This is a genomic window from Paenibacillus hemerocallicola (assembly GCF_006265175.1).
Classification (GTDB): Bacteria; Bacillota; Bacilli; order Paenibacillales; family NBRC-103111; genus Paenibacillus_AB; species Paenibacillus_AB hemerocallicola.
On record NZ_VDCQ01000001.1, the window covers coordinates 94,884 to 114,593 of the forward strand.

31 protein-coding genes are annotated in these 19,710 nt (G+C 53.4%); 28 read left to right on the forward strand and 3 right to left on the reverse strand.

The features are described from left to right. Positions 1–123: 123 nt before the first annotated feature. The 6 genes from FE784_RS00500 to FE784_RS00525 are packed head-to-tail and all read left to right on the forward strand — an operon-like array spanning position 124 to position 5,272. Positions 124–1,293: a nucleotide-binding protein gene (locus FE784_RS00500; RefSeq protein WP_139600156.1), complete on the forward strand. Its 1,170-nt coding sequence runs from the start codon at positions 124–126 to the stop codon at positions 1,291–1,293. Then, the gene (locus FE784_RS00505; protein ID WP_139600157.1) at positions 1,190–2,470 is read left to right on the forward strand and encodes a TadA family conjugal transfer-associated ATPase; all 1,281 of its coding nucleotides are present in this window, start codon (positions 1,190–1,192) and stop codon (positions 2,468–2,470) included. Before FE784_RS00500 ends, FE784_RS00505 begins: the two co-directional genes overlap by 104 nt. A gap of 23 nt (positions 2,471–2,493) precedes the next feature. After that, positions 2,494–3,276, forward strand: a complete 783-nt coding sequence (locus FE784_RS00510; protein ID WP_139600158.1) for a type II secretion system F family protein — start codon at positions 2,494–2,496, stop codon at positions 3,274–3,276. Between the two features lie 4 nt (positions 3,277–3,280). Next, entirely contained in the window at positions 3,281–4,048 is a 768-nt protein-coding gene (locus tag FE784_RS00515; RefSeq protein WP_139600159.1) for a type II secretion system F family protein, read from the forward strand. Positions 4,049–4,070: 22 nt separating this feature from the next. After that, entirely contained in the window at positions 4,071–4,295 is a 225-nt protein-coding gene (locus FE784_RS00520; RefSeq protein WP_139600160.1) for a Flp1 family type IVb pilin, read from the forward strand. Next, a complete protein-coding gene (locus tag FE784_RS00525) occupies positions 4,259–5,272 on the forward strand; it encodes a hypothetical protein (RefSeq protein ID WP_139600161.1) in 1,014 nt (337 codons plus the stop codon). The genes FE784_RS00520 and FE784_RS00525 overlap by 37 nt, the downstream gene beginning before the upstream one ends. 73 nt (positions 5,273–5,345) lie before the next feature. On the opposite strand, the gene FE784_RS00530 is transcribed toward FE784_RS00525, so the two are convergent. From FE784_RS00530 to FE784_RS00540, 3 genes are all read right to left on the reverse strand, one after another. Next, the gene (locus tag FE784_RS00530) at positions 5,346–6,551 is read right to left on the reverse strand and encodes a tyrosine-type recombinase/integrase (protein ID WP_139600162.1); all 1,206 of its coding nucleotides are present in this window, start codon (positions 6,549–6,551) and stop codon (positions 5,346–5,348) included. 91 nt (positions 6,552–6,642) lie between these two features. Beyond that, positions 6,643–7,128 carry an ImmA/IrrE family metallo-endopeptidase gene (locus FE784_RS00535; RefSeq protein WP_139600163.1) on the reverse strand — a complete coding sequence of 162 codons (486 nt, stop codon included), beginning with the start codon at positions 7,126–7,128 and terminating at the stop codon, positions 6,643–6,645. A gap of 6 nt (positions 7,129–7,134) precedes the next feature. After that, entirely contained in the window at positions 7,135–7,458 is a 324-nt protein-coding gene (locus tag FE784_RS00540; protein ID WP_139600164.1) for a helix-turn-helix domain-containing protein, read from the reverse strand. Positions 7,459–7,636: 178 nt separating this feature from the next. Here FE784_RS00540 and FE784_RS00545 point away from each other — a divergent pair, with 178 nt between their 5' ends. The 22 genes from FE784_RS00545 (at position 7,637) to FE784_RS00635 (ending at position 19,606) form a co-directional block, all read left to right on the forward strand. Next, entirely contained in the window at positions 7,637–7,846 is a 210-nt protein-coding gene (locus FE784_RS00545) for an XRE family transcriptional regulator (protein WP_139600165.1), read from the forward strand. A 51-nt stretch (positions 7,847–7,897) separates the two neighbouring features. Then, positions 7,898–8,146, forward strand: coding sequence for a helix-turn-helix domain-containing protein (locus FE784_RS00550; protein ID WP_139600166.1), 249 nt, complete (start codon positions 7,898–7,900; stop codon positions 8,144–8,146). 18 nt (positions 8,147–8,164) lie between these two features. Continuing rightward, positions 8,165–8,425, forward strand: coding sequence for a DUF7667 family protein (locus FE784_RS00555; protein ID WP_139600167.1), 261 nt, complete (start codon positions 8,165–8,167; stop codon positions 8,423–8,425). Then, positions 8,422–8,682: a hypothetical protein gene (locus FE784_RS00560; RefSeq protein ID WP_139600168.1), complete on the forward strand. Its 261-nt coding sequence runs from the start codon at positions 8,422–8,424 to the stop codon at positions 8,680–8,682. Before FE784_RS00555 ends, FE784_RS00560 begins: the two co-directional genes overlap by 4 nt. After that, complete coding sequence (locus FE784_RS00565) at positions 8,672–8,893, forward strand: ABC transporter ATP-binding protein (RefSeq protein WP_139600169.1); 222 nt, start codon at positions 8,672–8,674, stop codon at positions 8,891–8,893. The genes FE784_RS00560 and FE784_RS00565 overlap by 11 nt, the downstream gene beginning before the upstream one ends. A 14-nt stretch (positions 8,894–8,907) precedes the next feature. Then, positions 8,908–9,198 (forward strand): hypothetical protein, encoded by a 291-nt coding sequence (locus FE784_RS00570; protein WP_139600170.1) that lies wholly within the window; start codon positions 8,908–8,910, stop codon positions 9,196–9,198. Next, on the forward strand, positions 9,195–10,271 hold the full coding sequence (locus tag FE784_RS00575) for a DUF932 domain-containing protein (RefSeq protein WP_139600171.1): 1,077 nt from the start codon (positions 9,195–9,197) through the stop codon (positions 10,269–10,271). Before FE784_RS00570 ends, FE784_RS00575 begins: the two co-directional genes overlap by 4 nt. Further along, complete coding sequence (locus FE784_RS00580) at positions 10,268–10,519, forward strand: AbrB/MazE/SpoVT family DNA-binding domain-containing protein (protein ID WP_139600172.1); 252 nt, start codon at positions 10,268–10,270, stop codon at positions 10,517–10,519. The genes FE784_RS00575 and FE784_RS00580 overlap by 4 nt, the downstream gene beginning before the upstream one ends. A 202-nt stretch (positions 10,520–10,721) precedes the next feature. Beyond that, positions 10,722–10,934: a hypothetical protein gene (locus FE784_RS00585; protein WP_139600173.1), complete on the forward strand. Its 213-nt coding sequence runs from the start codon at positions 10,722–10,724 to the stop codon at positions 10,932–10,934. Positions 10,935–11,035: 101 nt separating this feature from the next. Then, entirely contained in the window at positions 11,036–11,365 is a 330-nt protein-coding gene (locus tag FE784_RS00590) for a hypothetical protein (protein WP_139600174.1), read from the forward strand. Next, positions 11,362–13,467 (forward strand): ATP-binding protein, encoded by a 2,106-nt coding sequence (locus FE784_RS00595; RefSeq protein ID WP_139600175.1) that lies wholly within the window; start codon positions 11,362–11,364, stop codon positions 13,465–13,467. Before FE784_RS00590 ends, FE784_RS00595 begins: the two co-directional genes overlap by 4 nt. Next, positions 13,464–13,727, forward strand: a complete 264-nt coding sequence (locus FE784_RS00600) for a hypothetical protein (protein WP_139600176.1) — start codon at positions 13,464–13,466, stop codon at positions 13,725–13,727. The genes FE784_RS00595 and FE784_RS00600 overlap by 4 nt, the downstream gene beginning before the upstream one ends. Beyond that, the gene (locus tag FE784_RS00605) at positions 13,724–14,845 is read left to right on the forward strand and encodes a hypothetical protein (protein ID WP_176705859.1); all 1,122 of its coding nucleotides are present in this window, start codon (positions 13,724–13,726) and stop codon (positions 14,843–14,845) included. Before FE784_RS00600 ends, FE784_RS00605 begins: the two co-directional genes overlap by 4 nt. Next, entirely contained in the window at positions 14,845–15,552 is a 708-nt protein-coding gene (locus FE784_RS00610; RefSeq protein ID WP_139600177.1) for an MBL fold metallo-hydrolase, read from the forward strand. Before FE784_RS00605 ends, FE784_RS00610 begins: the two co-directional genes overlap by 1 nt. 172 nt (positions 15,553–15,724) lie before the next feature. Beyond that, entirely contained in the window at positions 15,725–15,949 is a 225-nt protein-coding gene (locus tag FE784_RS00615; RefSeq protein WP_246131833.1) for a hypothetical protein, read from the forward strand. Beyond that, positions 15,950–16,159, forward strand: a complete 210-nt coding sequence (locus FE784_RS00620) for a hypothetical protein (RefSeq protein WP_139600178.1) — start codon at positions 15,950–15,952, stop codon at positions 16,157–16,159. It abuts the gene before it with no gap. Between the two features lie 14 nt (positions 16,160–16,173). Further along, positions 16,174–16,329 carry a DUF6906 family protein gene (locus tag FE784_RS40590; protein ID WP_176705860.1) on the forward strand — a complete coding sequence of 52 codons (156 nt, stop codon included), beginning with the start codon at positions 16,174–16,176 and terminating at the stop codon, positions 16,327–16,329. 34 nt (positions 16,330–16,363) lie between these two features. After that, positions 16,364–17,305, forward strand: a complete 942-nt coding sequence (locus FE784_RS40595; RefSeq protein ID WP_176705861.1) for a helix-turn-helix domain-containing protein — start codon at positions 16,364–16,366, stop codon at positions 17,303–17,305. Then, positions 17,265–17,618 (forward strand): replicative helicase loader/inhibitor, encoded by a 354-nt coding sequence (locus FE784_RS00625; protein WP_176705862.1) that lies wholly within the window; start codon positions 17,265–17,267, stop codon positions 17,616–17,618. The genes FE784_RS40595 and FE784_RS00625 overlap by 41 nt, the downstream gene beginning before the upstream one ends. A 4-nt stretch (positions 17,619–17,622) precedes the next feature. Continuing rightward, a complete protein-coding gene (gene dnaB / locus FE784_RS00630) occupies positions 17,623–19,056 on the forward strand; it encodes a replicative DNA helicase (protein WP_246131834.1) in 1,434 nt (477 codons plus the stop codon). After that, a complete protein-coding gene (locus tag FE784_RS40600; RefSeq protein WP_176705863.1) occupies positions 19,047–19,193 on the forward strand; it encodes a hypothetical protein in 147 nt (48 codons plus the stop codon). The genes dnaB and FE784_RS40600 overlap by 10 nt, the downstream gene beginning before the upstream one ends. Continuing rightward, positions 19,190–19,606 carry a RusA family crossover junction endodeoxyribonuclease gene (locus tag FE784_RS00635; RefSeq protein WP_139600180.1) on the forward strand — a complete coding sequence of 139 codons (417 nt, stop codon included), beginning with the start codon at positions 19,190–19,192 and terminating at the stop codon, positions 19,604–19,606. Before FE784_RS40600 ends, FE784_RS00635 begins: the two co-directional genes overlap by 4 nt. Positions 19,607–19,710: the final 104 nt, after the last annotated feature.

Here is a 19,710-nt window from a genome sequence, read left to right on the forward strand (position 1 = left end):
GTAGCCGGCATTGCGCTGATTGCCGCAGGGATATGGAGCTGGACCGGATATTGAGCACGAATTCGTTACATAGAGTGGGCTTCGCTCAACAGCGATCTATCCGAAGGGAAGGGGGAGAAAGAGGTGTCGGAGAAGCTTAATTTGGTCATAGCGGACCGGGATACGGGCTATATGGCGCTATTGGCGGATTACATCCGCGAGACGGAATGGAGCAAGAGGCTGTCCGTCAGGCAAGTAACGAAGCCGGAAACGCTTCGGGAGCACGTTCGATCGCAGTCGGCGCAGCTCTATTTGGCTCATCCGGATTTCGATTTCGGAGAGCATGCCGGAGGGTGCCGGATCCGATTATACGAGACGAAGCAGGAAGCGGCCGACCCGGCAGCCGTGACGGGTATTTACAAATATCAGCCGCTGCATCAGCTTCTCGGTAAATTGTTCGAGCTATACAGACAATTGTCCGCTACGTCGGGCAGCAATACCGATAAGGACGCTGCAGCCGTCTATTCGGTCTTCTCGGCGTCGGGGGGCGTAGGCAAGACGACGGTATCGATTCAACTGGCCCGGGCGTTCGCGGAGAACGGGGATCGGTGCTTGTATTGGAATATGGAGCTTGTTCCGGGCACTTACATGCCGAAGGAAGCCGACGCCGAGTTGACGGCACGATTCGTATACGGTCTGCGAGCGAACGCGCCTTGGATCGGTGACTGCTTGCCCGGTATACTGTCTCGCGCGGAGCCGTACGGTTTCGATTATTTCTCCGGTTTCGTCAAGGCGAAGGAGGCTCTCGACTTGACCCGTGACGACGTCTTAAAGCTTGTCGAATATGTAAAGCGGACCGGCCGATATGATGTGATCGTATTCGATCTCGATGCCACAATACACGATCGCGCGATTGCGGCATTAACCGGAAGCGATGAGATTTTATGGATCGTGACGGAAGACGGGGAATCGTCGGCAAGGACGTTTAGATTTCTTGCTCAACTGGACCAATGGCAAGGAAAAGGAGGCTCTCCCGACGTGCAGCGTATTCGTTTTGTAATGAACAAGCATACGGGTTACGCCGGGAACGCTTTGTCGACTGATGGGATGTCCGATCACCGCGCCGCGCCGATTTCGGCCAAGCTTCCGTATGTGCCTGGCTGGAAGCATGCTCACGGCGCGAATAGAACGACGCCGGAGCCGCTGTTCTATGCCGGTATCGCCAAGCTGGCGAGCGACGTTCGCGTTGGCAGAGGAGGCGGACCCGGCGACTATCGAAGCGATAACAAAATTGCTGCGCGAACGTATCCGTGACAGGATCGATTTATCCGGCTCGCACTCGGACGAAAGCTTCATTCACGCGATCGAGGATACGGTGTTTCGTTATTCCGGCGAGCGATATATTACGGCTAAGGAACGAAGAGACATCGTCAAAGCGATATTCAATTCGTTTCGCGGCTTGGACGTGCTTCAGCCGTTAATCGACGATCCTTCGATTACGGAGGTGATGATAAACGCGCACGATGAAATCTTTATCGAGCTGGACGGACGCATCGAGCGCTTTGAAGGGAAATTCGAAACGGCCGAAAAGCTCGAGGACGTCATTCAGACGATCGTCGCCAAAGTAAACCGGGTAGTCAACGAGTCGACTCCGATCGTGGATGCCCGTCTTCCGGACGGATCGCGGGTCAATGTCGTGCTGCCTCCCGTCGCCTTGAAAGGACCGGCCATGACAATCCGCAAATTTCCGGCGAGTCCGCTCATGATGGAAAACCTCGTCGCGCGGGGCGCTATCGACGAGACGGCCGCGGCTTTTTTGGCCAAGCTCGTCCGGGCCAAGTACAACCTGTTCATCGGAGGAGGAACCGGCTCCGGCAAGACGACTTTCCTGAACGCGCTATGCGCATACGTTCCTCCCGATGAAAGAATCGTTACGATCGAAGATTCCGCGGAGCTGCAAATCCGCGGCGTGCCGAACTGGGTCCGACTGGAGACGCGGAACGCCAACACGGAAGGGAAAGGAGCGATTTCGATCCGCGATTTGATCCGCGCCTCGCTTCGCATGAGGCCGAACCGGGTCATCGTCGGCGAAGTGCGGGGAGCCGAAGCGTTCGATATGCTGCAGGCGATGAATACGGGGCATGACGGCTCGTTGTCGACCGGCCACGCCAATTCGGTGTCCGACATGCTGAGCCGGCTGGAAACGATGGTGCTGAGCGGTGCCGCGCTTCCGGTAGAGGTCGTTCGCAAACAGATCGACTCTGCGCTCGATGTGATGATTCATTTATCGCGATTCCGCGACCGCAGCAGAAGAGTGACGGAAATTACCGAGTTAGCGGGAATCGAGAATGGGGAAATCCGCTTGAATCCGTTGTATGCGTTCGTGGAACGAGGCGAAGACGAAGCGGGAAAGGTGATCGGCGGGCTTGAACCGACAGGAAACCGGCTAAATGGCGATCATAAGCTGAGGCTGGCCGGAATGGAGCTGTAGACGGGATAGAAGGAGGTGAACAAATGCCGGATAAACGAATGCCTGCCGATATCCGGGCTGCCGAAATCGGGAATTACAACCATTATTCCATGACAAGCGCGGAGACGGCGACCGCTTATCTCCTTGCAGGTTCGTTGCTGTTTGCCATCGGATTTTTATTTTACAAAAACGTTGCGATTTGTATCGGCATATCGCTTTGCGCGTTGTATTATCCGCAGCTAAGGCGCAAACAGCTGGTGCGCAGGCGCAAGGAGGAGCTGAGGCGGCAGTTCAAGCACGCGTTGTATTCGCTATCATCGGCATTATCGGCAGGGAGATCGGTGGAGAACTCGTTTCGCGAAGCGGCAAACGATTTGCGGCTGCTGTATCCCGACAATTCGACCGATATGATCCGCGAGCTGGAACGCCTGAACAGGCGTACGGAAAACGGAGAGCCGATCGAGAAATCGCTGCTCGATTTCGGCCGCAGGAGCGGGCTCGAAGATGTGCTGCAGTTCGCGGACGCATTCGCGGCGTGCAAACGGACGGGAGGCGATCTGGTGGAGGTGATGCGGCGTACGACGAATCTGATCGGCGAGAAGATGGAAATCGAGCAGGACATTTCCGTCATGGTTGCGCAAAAACGGTTCGAGGCGAGAGCGCTCGGATTCATACCGTTTATTATCGTCGCTTTCCTGGCCTTCAGCTCCCCGGACTATATGGAGCCGCTATACGGGGGGCTCGGACATCTTGTCATGTCCGTATCTCTCGTCCTGTTAGGCGCGAGCCAATGGCTGGCTCACAAAATCATGGACATTGGGGCGTGAACGAATGGACTTGCTCCGATATATGGCACCGCTGTCCGCGACGATCGCGGCGAAGACAAAGCTCGTGGAGCGGCTCGCCTCCAGCCGATGGAACGTGTACCAGAAAATGATCGCCCTGCATGGCGAAGATGCGGACATGCGCCATACGAAACGGTTTTCGGCCGATATGGTGTCCGTCATGATCCTTTGCGCTATCGGGTTGATCCTGTGCGGCATAGCGACACGGGGCGACGTTTACGTCATGGTTGCGCTGCTGGCATTGGCCGGTTTTACTCCGTTTCTCATGATGAAACGGCTTGAGGGGCAAATAGCCGACAAGAAAAGGAAGCTCGTGATGGAGCTGCCTGAATTGCTGAACAAGCTGACGCTGCTCATAAATGCCGGGGAGACGGTGCAGGGAGCGATTATGCGATGCGCGGACATGTACGCGTCGAAGGGAGACGGAGGACCGCTCGCGGCGGAATTCGTTATGCTGGCGAATCGGCTGCGCAACAACGAGTCGTTCCCGATCGCCATGGAGAAGCTCAGCAAACGATGCCTGGTCGCGGAAGTATCGGTATTTACGACGACAGTATTGATGAACTACCGTCGCGGCGGGGAGCTGTTCGTCATGTCGCTCCGTTCGCTCAACCGCGACTTGTGGGAGAAACGGAAGGCGATGACGCGCATTCTCGGCGAGGAGGCGTCGGCGAAGCTTATTTTCCCGATGCTGCTCATCTTGTTCGCGGTAATGATCATCGTCGCGGCACCGGCCGTCATGCTCATGGATTAACAGTCGATTAGGAGGAATTGGGATGGGACAGTACAAACAACGGCTATTGCAATTTTGGAAAGAAGAGGATGGAATCGGCACGCTGGAGCTGCTGCTTATCGTCGCCGTTCTGGTCATCGTCGCGGTAGCGTTCCGCAAATGGATTTTGTCTTTCATTAAAAAACTGTTCGGGGAAGCGAACGAGGAGCTTGGCAGTACGGGGACAAAGGATTGCTTGGCTGCACCCGATTCCTGCACCAGACCATGACCCATTTTCCCGGTCTGACGTCCGTATGGCGAGTGATCGCTTCGAGTAGAAGCGGCGCTATCCGATTTATCCGTTCGGATACGGGGAGCTACACGCTCGAATCCAGCCTAATCTATCCGACCATTATTGTCGCGCTCGTCTCTATCGTGTTCTTCAGCTTGTTCGTGTACGAGCAGGCCAGCCTATATCACACGGCGGCGACGGCAGCCGAGCGGTCCGCCTTTACGTGGGACAACAGCGGCAAAGATTGGGTGACGGGGAATGTGCTGCCCGGACAAAACGACGGTTTGTATTGGCGTACCGGGAGCGACGGCATGAGCGGGATGTTTTCGTTCGGTAGCGACTTCGGCTTGAGGAAAGTACAATTGCCGGTTGGTGTCGGTTCGTCTTCGGAAAGGGGGGATGGACCGGAAGCGAAGCTGCTGAAGGCTGCAAACGAGCTGTCGGACAAGCTGGACGGCGAGCTGACGTACCGCCACGGACTCATTGACCGGGAAGTGACCGTACGGCTAGGGCAAATCGGTATTTTGCCGTTCCTATCCGAGCAATGGGCAGGTACCCGCATGGGGGCGGAGGTGCGGTCGGTCGTAACCGAGCCGGTCGAGCTTATACGCAATGTCGATTTCGTGCGAACGTTCGTCGTGCGCATAAAGGATTTGATAGCGAAGCCGGCTGCGGAGCAAGTCGTGACGGCAGAGCAGCCGAAGCACCAGAAGCTCGTATTCGGAAGGGCGGAAGAGGCGGCCGAATATGTACGAGGCGTTACGGGCGGAAGCAAGGTGACGGTGTCGACGCCGAACGATAGGCAGAGGCAGCTGGATGCGCTCGATGCAGACGGACTCATGCACGAAGTGAAGCTCGGCTATACGTCCAAGTCGAAAGATATCGAGTCGCAAATTGTCAAGGACGTAGAGCTGATGCGGCAAAGCACCCAAGTGAAGGGAGTCGTCTGGCATTTCTTCCGGAAATTTCAATAAAAATAGAAAGTGCTTATATGACAAAAAGATTCGGCTCTTATTAAAGTGAAATACCCACGAGTTACCCACGACTCTAAGTGCGCATGACTTTTTCAAAACGATCAGGTACCAATTCTCGTTGCTTTTGAGTTACATGAAGGTAGACGCGTTTCGTAATATCGTCATTTTTGTGCCCTAATCGTTCCTGAATAACTACTAATTCTTCGCGTGCTTCGGCCAGCAGGGTTACGTGAGTGTGTCTGAGGCTATGGGGCGTGAGTGCTTCGGGTAATTCAGCAATCTTTAGCAATTCATTGAAGCGATCTTCAAGGTACGTTTTACTGGCAGGGTAGCCGGGGAAATCGTAGCTCCAAAAGAGAAAGTCTGCGTCATGTTGTAATACACCATCCTTGATCTTTTGATCCCTCCATGCTAGTTGCGATTTGATCGCCTTTATTACTGTTTCACCAATGGTAACTTTTCGAATTGACGTTTTGTTTTTAGGTGGACCTAGTACATATTTTTTAACGCTGGTAATTACTGTGAGTGTTTTGGTAATAGAGATATAGCGATCTTTTTCATAAAAATCCGTGACTTTGAGCGCCAGTAACTCACTTATACGTAATCCGGTGTATGCCAATATAGTGAAAATTTCATATTCTTGAGGACGCCCACGAAAACGGACTACACTGAGCAAGTGCTTTAATTCTTTCTTTTCAAGGTACTTGGGCAAATCGAGTTCTCCAGTTTCGATTTGTTCTAGCGTTTGTTTGAAGGCAGGGACGATTGCACTCGCAGCTGGGCTTTCAGCAATAACCTTTTTGCGCACAGCATCAGCTAATGATAGTTGAACGCTAGTATGATACTCTTTAATCGTGCCTTTTTTCCGGCCTTCTTTTTTAAGTTTATTCAGCCACTTTTGATAATCGTTCACGTCAATGTCCTTTACTCTGGTATGTTCCCCCACATGCTTTGAAAATGAATTCAAAGCTGTTGTACGGTTCCTGATGGTTGTTGGACGTGGATCGCGTTCCGTCACGTAATCTTCCAACCAGCGTTCTTTCCATTGTCCGAGTGTGATGTTCTTCTCGTCGATCAATTTCCCCTTGAGCTGGTCTGCTTTGATGAGTATACCGGCATTGTACGCTTCAAGGGCGGTTGGGTATGATTCGGTCTCTTTTTGTTTGCGATCCCGCTTGCCGTCTTTAATGACTTCGACGCTGTACCGATAAGTATATCGACCATTTCGCTCCCTAACGCCTGGCGGGAGACTTTTCTTTTTCTCCTTCTTTTGTACCATTTCCTCACCTCGAATCGCGAACGTACGTTCGATTTGTTTGTATGATAAACAGCCTCACGGCTGGAAAGCGCGGAGAGTATTTAATAATAATTTATCCGAATCTCATGTAGTGTGTACCGAGCCAGCAACTAGCCTTTGTAACGTAAAGGGGATCGAAATGGATTAAATGTTCCTCTACAACAACATACAACCCAAATTTTTGTTGGTAGTAGTCGATTGATTCTTGTAAAAACTCCTCTGTTATTCCTAACCACTCCGCAACATCATGACGTCCCTCTACCCTAGCTTGTCCAGCATCGATAAAGCGATTTAAAGGAATCAATATCTGATGTCCGTACCGTCTAGCTCGTTGTTCCTGTTTACGGCTGCTAAGGCTTGTCTTATCTAAGATGTTCCCGAAACTGGTATGATGATGTCCGATTTCCTCAGCCAGCGTGCAACCCTTGGCGACGTAGGGTATTTTTCGATTAATACATGCAACACCGTCCGCGTATAAACCTTTTAATCGAAGGGGTAGTGTATCCTCCACAACCTTCAATCCGAAGTGATCCGCAAGTGAAAGCAATTTTTCATACAAATAAAATCACCCCTTATTGCGTTCAGAACGAACAAACTTTTTAAACTTCTCAATTGCCTCCAGTTCTTCCTCTGTCCAATCTTCTCCATCGTGATGGGCTGCAATGGTTTTGATATCGTAATTATCGGTCGAAGCCATCTCTTCTAATTGTTCAACAGTTATCCCCAGTGCTTTGCAAACTTTAATTACATTTACAACAGATGCCCCTCCTACCCCCCTCATTAACATGGAACGAAGTGTCGTATATGGGAGTCCAGCTTTTTCAGCAAAAGCTTTTGTATTTAATCCAGTTTTATCGATTAATTGCTTTAATATCTCGGCCCTTTTCACAAATAATCCTCCTTGGAATATACGGAATTCCGTACTTCTGTTTCCAGTATAATACCATCACATTCAAAAGTAAATATTCAATATCGCACTTTTTGTATTGAATTGGGTTGACAAAGTACGCAATTGAGCATATTATCAAATTACGATACGCAATTGAACACTTAATGGAGGTCGGGCGATGTTTCCTAATCTTGAGGCAGAGATGGCAAGGAAACGCATAACAAAAGGAGATATTTCCAAATTCCTAGGTGTACGTTATGCAACAGTCATCGACAAAACAAAAGGGAAATCGAGATTTACTATCGACGAAGCGTTAAAGATTAAAACTCATTTTTTCCCTAATTGCTCGGTGGAATACTTATTCGAAATCAATGAACACACCGCCTGACAGGGTCGGGCGGTACCCTTTGCAAGCTGGATGGGAGGAGGAATTATCATCATGGAGCAACAGATTCTAGTCCAAAATGATCAGGCTATTCCTAGAGCCGTGGACCAACTGCCTCTAGTCCTAACGCTTAAAGATGCCGCAGAGTACTTGCAGTACAGCGTGATGACGATTCGACGTCGTGTATGGTCTGGAAGGATCAGAAGTTATCGTGAAGGTCAGGAGCACCGCATTCGCCGGGAGTGGCTGCTCGAGTATGAAGCGAGTCTAATCGCCGCAAGCCAATCCAGCAAGGAAGTTTAATGGACAGGGGATGATCGCATGATTCGAGTCCATCCCATACATCGCCGTTTAATGGAAATACACGTCACGGCCAACAAGCTGGGTGGCTATGACAAGCTGCCCGATCGAGATCAGCAAGACCTACAACACTGCATGCGGGCGAATGCCCGACTGGTTGAGCAGCTGGAAGACCTTTGCGAGTTGTCGCTTCAAGCTTCATATGTTGGCGACGCCGAATGGCAACACGAAATATGCGCCCGGATCGAGGCTCTGCAGGAAGGTAGGAGATCAACCGAATGAACGGCATTGCGAAATTGATTCATATGGCGGTCAGCATTCCATTGCGGGCTCCATTCATCGTAAGCGTGTCCGCACAAAGTGGCTGCGGGGTGGATGTGGCGATCTTCCGGAAGATTGACGACGCCGGGGAATACAAAACAGTTGAGCAGTTTCGGGCGGTGGACCATTCGGATGACCGCCTGCATGCCGCGCTGGTAGCGGTGCAGAGCGTATCGAACGGGACTTACGCGGGAGGGGGTGAACGCGTTGCGACCTGAACAAATGGATTTTCAGGTAGAATTGCTGGCGAGCTGCCGGCGTCAACTGATTGAGGACGGCCTGATGGTCCTCGGCGATAGCGGGTACGAATGTACAGAAAAAGGCAAGCTTTTGGTACAAAAGGAGCTTCGGCGCTATCAAATGCGCCCGGCCATGATGGTGCTGATCGAAACGGAGATTATGACTCTCAACGAGTGCTCGGTTTGGTAGAAAGGAGGCACAACATGCTAGAACTTTGTGCAATAGCCGAAACGAATCGCAGGATCGAATTACTGGATAGCATGGTCTTGGCAACGGCTTATCGTCCGGAATGGTTTGATTCCGATGTTCTGCCAGCTGCGCGCGATTGGCTTGAAGGGGAGATCGCCCAGCTCGAGGCGGAACTGCTAGCGCGGATAGAATCAGAAAATGAGAAAAGCCGCCTGGCGGGGCGGCTAATCGAAAAGCAAGCAAATATCATTACACCCAGTATACCGCAGTGGCGGAAAACGGGCAAGGGGGACATTGGACTATGAAAGCTGGAAAAACGTTGCAGCAAATGGCGGCAGAACTGGAACGCCAAAACAATGTAAAGCGCGACTTTATTTCGGATACTAGCAAAATCCGCATGGCGATCGATGGCCGCGAGCCAAACCTCGACATCGTCCGCGCCGACGGAGCTCATACCAACATTGACCGGTTTAGCCTCAATGATATAGCACATCGGCAAATCGGCACCCACCTTAACATTCCCGCAAAATATTACGACCGTATGCGGACGGAGTACCCCGACCTGCTTACGGCTAACGTTAACGCATGGCTGCACAAGCAACCGACCCGTCGGATGGTCCGGACGCTGGACGGCACGGCGCGTGCTTTCCTTTCGGACCGGTACCGCCGGATCGACAACCATGAGATTGCTATGGCAGTCCTGCCGATCATCGGCGAAATGAAGGGGGCGCGGATCGAAAGCTCCGAGCTGACCGATAGCCGTATGTACTTGAAAGTCGTCAACCCACGATTAGAAGCAGAGGTCCGGAAGGGCGACATCGTGCAAGCCGGCATTTTGATAAGCAATTCGGAAGTAGGCCACGGCTCGGTCAGCGTTCAGCCACTTGTTTTCCGGCTCGTTTGCCTGAACGGAATGGTCGTCAACGATCTCGGCCAGCGCCGGTACCACGTTGGGCGCCAGAACACGACCGACGATTACGAGTTGTTCCGCGACGAGACGCTACAGTCGGACGATCGGGCCTTCATGCTCAAGATTCAAGACACCGTGCGGGCGGCCGTCGATGAGGCGAAATTCAAACTTGTCGTCGACAAAATGAAGGAGGCGACCGAGGCCGAGATTTCCGGACGGCTGCAGGACGTCGTTGAATTATCGGCCAAAAAATGGAGCCTGAACCAAGGTGAGTCGGACAACGTGCTCCAGCACCTCATCAAAGGCGGGGACCTTTCCCTCTTTGGACTCAGCAGCGCAGTAACCCGGGCCGCTCAGGACGTTGAAAGCTATGACCGGTCGACGGAAATGGAGTCGCTTGGTTGGAACATCCTGAACGTCAGCCGGCGCGAGTGGGACGACCTGAACAAAGGGGGAGAAGGAGCATGAAAGCAACTGGAATAGTACGTCAAATGGACGGATTGGGCCGGGTCGTTATTCCGATGGAGCTGCGGAAGACGCTCGGAATTGAGGAAAAGGATGCTTTGGAAATCTTCGTGGATGGTGACCGGATCGTTCTCCGGAAATATCAACCGGGTTGCATAATTACCGGTGATACAGAGGACCTGATAAGTTACGGTGGCAAGTTGTTCAGCCGGCGGGCGATCCAACAACTAGCCCGGGAGGCTGGTATTTAACCGCCTGACGAGTCCGGAGGGAGACCGGCCGAAAGCCACGTCGTGAGACGTTGCTCGCGGATATCCGCATTGTTCTTTGACAAATATATGGCCCTTGGCCGTATCATCCAGCGTCCGAACGAGGCTTCGTCCCCCTTGGCCGTTGACTTCGGGCGTTGGATGATGCGGTTGACGCATCAAACCATAGGGAAGGAGGGTTCCCATGATTCCGAGTGTTGGAAGAATCGTGCATTATCAGCGGCACGGATCGGCGGATGGTGTTCACAAGAGTGAGCCAAGCGCCGCGATCGTAACCGCAGTTGTCGACGAGCAAACTGTACATCTTTGTGTATTGAATCCGGAAGGTATGTATTTCAATCGTGATGTAAAGCTAGGCGATGAGCCGGGGCAATGGAACTGGCCGCCGCGCGTGTAAGAACGGCACCAAAACAAAATAGCCCGCGGCAACGGGCTACTTCAAAACATGTAGATGCCCCCATAATAGCACGGATTTATGGGGGCGACAAGGAGGCACCTATGACCAAGCAGGAACTTGTACAACGTCTGATAGCTCTTCCGAACGAGATTGAGAAGGCCGAAGAGGCTGTTTTGCTGGCTCACGCCCGGCTGATTACGGCAAAGGACGTGTTGCAGCAAAAAGAGGATTCGCTGCTGCTAGGTAATATGTTGGATGGCAAAAACGCTGAAACTCGCGCTGCTCAAGCGCGCCAGTATACCACGAACGAGCGGGAAGCACTCACGGATGCAGAGATTAATCTGAAAAACGTTGCTTCCCGGCTGGAACGGCTGCACGTACAGCTTAAATCCTTCCGGGCAGTAGCGGACCTGATCCGGGTACCGGCATGAAAAAAATTCTGCTCGATCGTCTTACATTCCGCAATTTCAAGGGTTTCCGTCAGTTCGCACTAGATGCGAACGGCGGAAATCTCGACGTTTACGGCGATAACGCGACCGGCAAGACAACGCTTTTTGATGGCTTTACGTGGTTGCTGTTCGGCAAGGATAGCGCCAACAATACCAATTTCGAAATTAAGGAGCTCGACTCGTCCGGCAAAGTACGGCAGCACCGGCTCGAGCATGAGGTCGAGGGCGTCCTGCTCGTCGACGGTCGGCGCCGCACCTTCCGGCGGGTATTCGCCGAGAAGTGGACCAAGAAGCGCGGCGCGCTCCGGGAAACGTTCTCCGGTCATGAAACGGATTATTACGTTGATGAGGTGCCGGTCAGCAAGGGCGAGTATGACGCCGAGGTCGCCGAGCTCATTCCGGAGGATCTATTCAAACTCCTGACAAACCCGTCCTATTTCAACGACGACAAGCATTTTGACTGGAAAGCCCGCCGGAAGTTGCTGCTGGAAGTTTGCGGCGGCGTGTCGGACGCCGAAGTGCTGCACAGCAAGCCTGAGCTCACTCCGTTGGAGTCTGTGCTGAAGGAGCGAGACGCGGAGAAGCATAAGGATCATCTAAAGAGCCGCATGTCTCGCATCAACGGCGATATCAAGGACATCCCCACTCGTATTAGCGAGGCGCAGCGCGCCATGCCGAACGTTGCCGATCTGAGCGAGGAGCTACTGAAGGAAGACATCGAGTCCCTGCGAACGCGGATCGCGGAGCGGAATGCAGAGCTTACCCGCATTAAGGATGGCGGCGAGATCGCAGTCAAGGAGCGCCGGCTCCGCGAAATCGAAACCGAGCAGCTGTCGATCAAAAACCGTTTGCAGACTGCGGCGCTGATTGCGGTCGCCAGTCAACGGGATGTCGTTTCCCAGCTCCATCAGGGCATTGACCGGCTGCGGCGCTTGATCGATGACGGCGATCATCGAATTCACCGCAATCAGCAGAGCATTGAGGACTTGGAACAGAAGCGCGTGCAGCTTCGGTCCGAGTTTACGGCGGCCAAGGCTGCCGAGCACGTTCACACTGCGGACGACAATTGTCCCTCTTGCGGCCAAATTCTCCCGGAGGAGCGGCGCAAGGAGGCCCAAGACAAGGCGCTCGCGGCATTCAATCGAGCTAAAGCTGAGCAGTTGGAGACGATCCAGCGCCGCGGCCAAGCGGCCAAAGCAGAGGCGGAGCGACTGGCCGGCGAGAATGACCGGTACCGCCGAGATATTGACCACGCCAAAGCCGAGCTTCAACCGTTGGAGACTCAGGCGGCCGCGGCGAATGCCGAGCTGGAGCGGCTACGCGCCGGCATTCAGGACCCGGCCAGCGATCCGGAGTTCGCCCGGTTCCAGGAGGAGGCGGAGCGTCTCCGGGTCGAGATCGCCGATCTGCGCGTCAACGGTCAGCAGGCGGCAGCAGGGGTTGAGCGGGCTGTCGCCGATCTGCAGCGCGAGGTTAGCGCGTTCGAGTCAGACAAGGCCAAATTCGAGCAGGTCCGCAAGCAGCAGGCGCGGATCGTGGAGCTGGAACAGCAGGAGAGCAAGTTGGCCGGTGAATACGAGCAGCTGCAGCACGAGCTTTATCTGACCGAGGAGTTCACGCGTGCCAAGGTCAATCTGCTGCAATCACGGATCGACAGCAAGTTCCGATTTGCCCGATTCAGATTGTTCGAGGAACAGGTCAATGGGGGCCTGAAAGAGTGCTGCGAGACGTTGTACAACGGCGTCCCTTACGACAAGGGTCTCAACAATGCTGCACGGATTAATGTTGGTATCGACATCATCAATACCCTGAGCCAGCATTACGGAGTTTCGGCCCCGATTTTCGTGGATAACGCTGAGGCTGTTACGCAACTGGCCGAGACGGCCGCCCAGGTTATCCGGCTGATCGTTCCTCCGGCATTTGATAACCTGCCGCAAGAAGCGCAGGAAAGCCTCATTGCCCTGCACGGCAGCATTCGGAAGGCACAAGAGCAGTGGACCAAACAGAATAAGCAATTGCGCATTGAGGCTGCTGGTACAGGTGAAGACGATCTGCTCGTCGTGGATAACGAGGTGATTGCATGAACGGGGAAAGCGACATTGTCGAAGTTAAGGTTGTGACCGGCCAAGCCCGTTATGTGGACGCCCGAACAGAAACACTGTTCATCGACGGACAGGAATGGATGTCCGCAGGTCCGCTGTGTGAGTGCCCGGAAGATGCGATTTTGGAACGTGATTTACTGGGACCTTCTGATTTCGCCAGTCTGTTGGAATCTTTTTTGAAAGAACACCGCGGCAAGAAGGTTCGCTTTGTTTACGAAGACGAGGAGGCAAACGAAGAATGAGCGATTTTTCTACAGTTCTTACAAAGGTGAATGACAACTATTTCCCGATGATCGAGCGGCAGCTTACGGGAAACGGCATCCAGATGGATCAGTATTCCAAATCGTGTGTCCTGAATGCCATTTCTTCGATCAATAGTGCACTTGATAATAAGGGGATTTCGTGGAATGACGATCAGCTCGATCGCAGCAATATTACTCAAACTCTTATTCAGGTCGCTTCGTTAAAGCTCAACGCAGCTGCGAGCCCGCGGGAAGTATTCTTTTCGGTCCGGAATATCAGTGTTAAGAGAAAAGAGAACGGACAGGACGTTACGCTTTGGAAAAAGCAAATTGAAATGGGCATTGAAGGCGATGGCAATGATGCGATCCTGGCTCGATTCGGGCGTGACATTAAAAAAGTGGGGCAATACTGGCTTGTCAGGGAGGCGGATGACTTTACATACCCTGTATATACAGGATTCGATGTAGAGCCCCCCAAATGGTCGCCAAAAGGTAAGGGCGATGTTGTTCGGGTCGTGTACCCCATCTTGAAGGTAGACGGGACTGTCGAATTTCACATTTCAGAACGGGATGACGTGATTCGAAACCTGATTGCCCACATGAACAATAACATGATGAATGAAACATTCGGTGTCTGTGCGGACCGTTTCAGGGCAACGGCGGAGCAAAAGAAGAATATTGCTGCTAGGAAGACCGAAATCCTGAACAAAGCGAAGTCGCTTGGGCTTGGTACGCTGGATGACCCTGAGTTACAGGAGTACATTAGCCCAGCGTGGACCGAGCCGCAAAGCAGAGAGTCGATGATCATTCGCAAAATGCGAAATAACATTGTGAAAAAGGTTCCAAAAGACTTCGGCAATGCTTTTGTTGAGCTGACCTATCAGGAAGCATCGGACGAGGCTTACGCGGAAGTGAAGCGAGAAATCGCGGAGCACGCCAACCGCGAAGTTATCGACGTATCCCCGGCCGGCGCTTCGCCCGAGCCTGCTTCAACTGCTTCCCAGGAGGAAGAAGCTCCGCCGAAGCCTGAGCCTACGCAAGATAACCCGGCAAATCCCAATATAGGAGATGCCGAGAAGCCAAAGCCAAGCGTTGACGAAATGGAGCTCGATTTCTAATGATCGACATCCATTCCATCGCCAGCAGCAGCGCCGGCAACGCCTATCGGGTATCGGACGGCCGAACGACGCTGCTGATCGAGGCCGGACTGCCGTACAAGGAGATCCAGCGAGCTCTCGTCTTTCGGGTGACACAGCTCGCAGGGTGCTTGATCAGCCACGAGCACGGCGATCACAGCAAGGCGGCCATGGACATCATGCGCGCCGGGGTGCCCGTTTATACAAGCGCAGGGACGGCGTCCGCAATCGGGATTTCTGGACATCGGTTGCGGACCGTCGAAGCGCTCAAGCAGTTCAATGTCGGTACATGGACGATTCTTCCGTTCGACGTCCAGCATGATGTGGAGGAGCCGTTGGGATTCCTCCTGACCAATCCGACCGGTGACAAGCTGGTGTTTTTGACGGATACGTACTATTGCAAATACCGGTTCGGCGGCATCACACATTTGATGATCGAGTGCAATTATTCATTGGATATCGTAAACCGGAGGGTGGCGGCCGGCGAGTTTCACCCGGCTCAGAAGCGCCGGCTGCTTACCTCCCATTTCGGCTTGGATAACGTCAAACACTTCCTGCGGGCAAATGACATGAGCTCACTGCGCGAAGTTTGGCTGCTCCACCTGAGCGACGGCAACAGCGACGCCGAGCGCTTCCGCCGTGAAATACAGGAGGTAACCGGCGCGGTCGTCCGGGTGGCAGATCGATGATCGATGAGCAGCCTGCAAAGGTCCTGATCGCACAAGCGATTTGGGACCTTTCGACGCCGGAGGAGCGACGAGAGGCCATTATGCGGTATTTACAAAAGTCCTATCCGCATTACAAGCCGATCCGGACACAGCGCCCATACGTGCTTTGTGAGGATACAAGGAGGCCGCTGACATGAAGGTGGAACAGCTCGACCTATTCGCCGGCATCGATACGGAGAAGCCAGAACGTGCGCGTTCTCCGGCCGGTCAGGCGCCACTGAACGGCATGTATTACGAGCGGAAAACGGATCGATTCGTTTCGTTCGTCCACGGCCGCCGGCATTACGAGATAGCAGCTCGCCGTTGCGGGCTGCCGAAGGACTGGCAAGACAAAACAAGGCGGGAGCGTGCGATATAGATGCTAGAGACTTTGAATATTACTTGCCGGGTATGCTCGGGTCAGAATGAAGTAAAGGTTGAACCCAATGATTTAAGCAAGTACCGCGCCGGAGCTCATGCGCAGGATGTTTTCCCTTACTTAAGCGCAGACCAAAGAGAACTCATTATTTCAGGAGTTTGCGGAAAATGCTTCGACGAGATGTTTGCGGACGAAGAAGATGAGCTGTAGAGGGAGCGTGCGATATGAAGAACGGTAAGCGCCCGACGAGGCGCGAGAAAACGATGATCGCTTCTGTTTGCTCCGATCCGGATAACTGGCTCGTCAGCAAGCGGCTGCCGCGGTCCCTTCACCTTGTTCACCGGCAGACCAAGTCGATTAAAGTGATTCCGATCACCTAATAGACCATAGGGGCAGGGAGGGGATCGGCCATCTATGACCAACCATATCATTCCGGTTTCCAACGGACTGTTCGAGCATCGCGAGCGGATCGGCCCTGCCATATGGGAATTCCTTTGGCTTATTGATCGGACTACCACGGAAGAGGTAGACGATAACGGGGAACGGTGGGGGCTTGTTCTCGGGGGCGTTCCTGTCAAACACGAACAGATTGCTCATGAACTAGGTTCAAGTGAACGAACGGTAAAACGAAACTTGGCGCGGTTGAAAGATGAGATGTACATTTCTTCAATCCGCGCTCCATACGGCGAAATCATCCGTGTGGCAAAGAATAAAAAACAGGTCGGAGAGAGAAGTGCCAAATATGGCCTATCTCCTCCGAGAGAAAGGACAAAAATGGCCTATCTGGATGAAGAGATGGGACAAAAATGGCCTATCTCTGCCGAGAGAAGTGCCAAAAGTGGCCTATCTAATAAAGACATTACTATTACTACTACTACTGCTATTAATACGAGCGATCCGTTCGAAAATTTGTTCAGCGCCTATTGCGAGATTCACGGCAAGCTCGATATTCATGTCAAGCCGCCAGATATAACACTTATGACGAAAACGATCACCAAGGGGGTGCCCGTCCCCTTAATCGTCCATGTCATGAAGACACTCCACAAGGAGCGGACCGCAAAAGGGGCAAAGATCAGTTCCTTTGCCTACTACACCGAAGCTATCGCGGAAGCTTGGGAAGCGCAAAAAGCCATAACCGATGGGGTGCCATTCCCCGAGGGAGTGCCACTCTCCCCGGTCACCCTTGGCGAAGAGTCCATAACCACCGACGCGCCGACGATCGGGGTCGCCCTTGGACCGCGCACCAAATCGAAGAAGAACCGGCAGCAAAGCAAGAACGAACTCGCAGCTCAGAAAATCAGGGAGGCCGAGGAACGTGAAAGAAAGCGAGATCAGGAAGATTTTTCTGGTAATTGAGAATGCCTATGGCGGCGTATTTGCCTATGACGACTACAAGGTCGAGCTTTGGCGCCAGACACTCGAAGATGTTCCGTTCGAGCTGGCGGAAGACAACCTACTGGCCTATATCCGCAATCCCGATAACCGGTTCCCACCGCATCCCGGCGCGCTGGCTCAGTTGGCGGCAGAGGAAGCACGCGGCCCGGATATTCCAAATGCCGAAGAGACCCGGGCGATGCTCGCGGCCTATGACTGGGATCGGAGCCTACCCCTGCCTGCCTTGCCGCCTTGCGTTGCAGAGCTGAAAGCGAAATGGCGAGCGGATGGATGACTACATGATGCCCGACATACCGCCGCCTCCCACTCCGCCGGAAGAACGGGTACCTCCGCATAACATGGAGGCGGAATGGGCTGTACTGGGGGCCGTTCTGCTGGAGCCGGAAGCGATGGATACAACGGCCGACCTGTTCCGCGGCGACGAATTTTACGACAGCAAAAACCGGACGATCTTCAAAGCCATGCTGGAGCTTTACGACGCAGGCGAGCCGATCGACATGATCACGGTCAGCTCGCAACTGCAAGACAATCAGCAATTGGACAGTATCGGCGGGGTTAGCTACTTGAGCGAGATCGCCAACTCCGTCCCGACGGCGGCGAACATCAGCTATTATGCGGGCATTGTCAAAGAAAAGCATACCCACCGTGAAACGATCAAGTCGATTGATCGGCTCCAAAAAGAGGCATGGGCGACGGATGACCCAAGCAAGTTGATTGCCCTTATGCAACACAGAGCCGAAAAGCTGGCGACTCAATCCGTCATTAGCCGGCCTTTCCGGTCGACGAAAGATGTGGGGATTGAATTTTTCGAAAATCTTGAAAAGGCGAGCTTGAATAAAGACGCCGGAGGGATTACCGGCATACCATCAGGCTTCCGCGATCTGGACCGAATGACGGCGGGTTTCCAACGATCCGACCTGATTATCGTGGCGGCGCGGCCATCCGTAGGGAAGACGGCCTTTGCGCTCAACATTGCTCAAAATGTCGCCATTCGCAGCGGCGAGGATGTCGCCATTTTCAGTTTAGAAATGGGGGCCGTGCAGTTGATGGGGCGGATGGTCTCGGCCGAGGGGAACATCGACGCGAGCCGGATGCGGACGGGGATGCTGTTGCCGGAGGATTGGGAGAAAGTCACCACGGCCATCGGGGTCATTGCTTCCGCACCAATCCACATCGACGATACGCCAACCGTCACGGTCAACGAGATTCGCTCCAAGTGTCGGCAGCTTAAAAAGGACCGCGGCGGGCGGTTGGGGCTGATCCTTATCGATTACCTTCAGCTGATTACCGGCGTCGGACGCCCGGGAACCAATCGGCAGGAGGAGATTTCCCATATCTCCCGGACGCTCAAACAAATCGCTCGCGAACTGGATGTTCCAGTCATCGCACTGTCGCAGCTCAGTCGGGCGGTCGAGCAACGGCAGGATAAACGGCCGATGATGTCGGACTTGCGAGAGTCGGGCTCGATCGAGCAGGATGCCGATATCGTGGCGTTCCTTTACAGGGACGACTACTACGACAAAAAAACCGAAAACAAAAATATCATCGAGATCATTATCGCCAAGCAGCGGAACGGTCCGGTCGGAACGGTCGAACTGGCTTTCCTGAAGCAATTCAACAAGTTTGCGGATTTGGATAGGACGCACGAAGAAAGCCAACAAAAGGCGAAGCCATCGTCCACGAAAGAGAGGAATCGGAAGCGATGGGCATAAAAAAAAGGCTTGATCCGATTTTTCAGACTCGGAACCGGCTCCTCGTCAAGCATCGCGGCGAAGTGATCGGCGAGGTGTACACGCTCCGTAACTGGTATGCCAAGCCGGTACGCAGGCGGGGAAGGCGGTCCCGATGATCGAGTTTACCGTCTACGGAGAGCCGGTTGCTCAGGGGCGTCCAAGGGCTTCAACGCAAGGTGGCTTTGTTCGACTGTACGACCCAGCAAAGAGCCGGGACTACAAGGACTATGTCCGTTTGGCCGCTGCCGAGCATGCACCGCCGAAGCTGCTGGAAGGTCCGCTCGCCGTCATGATAATCGCCTACCGGTCTATCCCGAAGTCATTCAACAAGAAACGGGCCGCACTGGCCGAGGCCGGTAAAATTTACCCGGTATCCAAGCCTGACGCTGACAACTACTTGAAAGGCGTCAAAGACGCGCTCAAGGGCGTGATGTGGGTCGACGACAGTCAAGTCGTGGACGCCTATGCCCGCAAGCGATATAGTCATAAACCTCGCATCGAGGTCAAAATCAGACAACTAGGAGAGTGAACAGCATGGCACACACGGAATTTTCAGCAAAATTTGACGGACTCAATATGGCATCGAAAAACAAAGTTACCTTGATCCTTCCCGAGAGTACCTCCGATTCGATC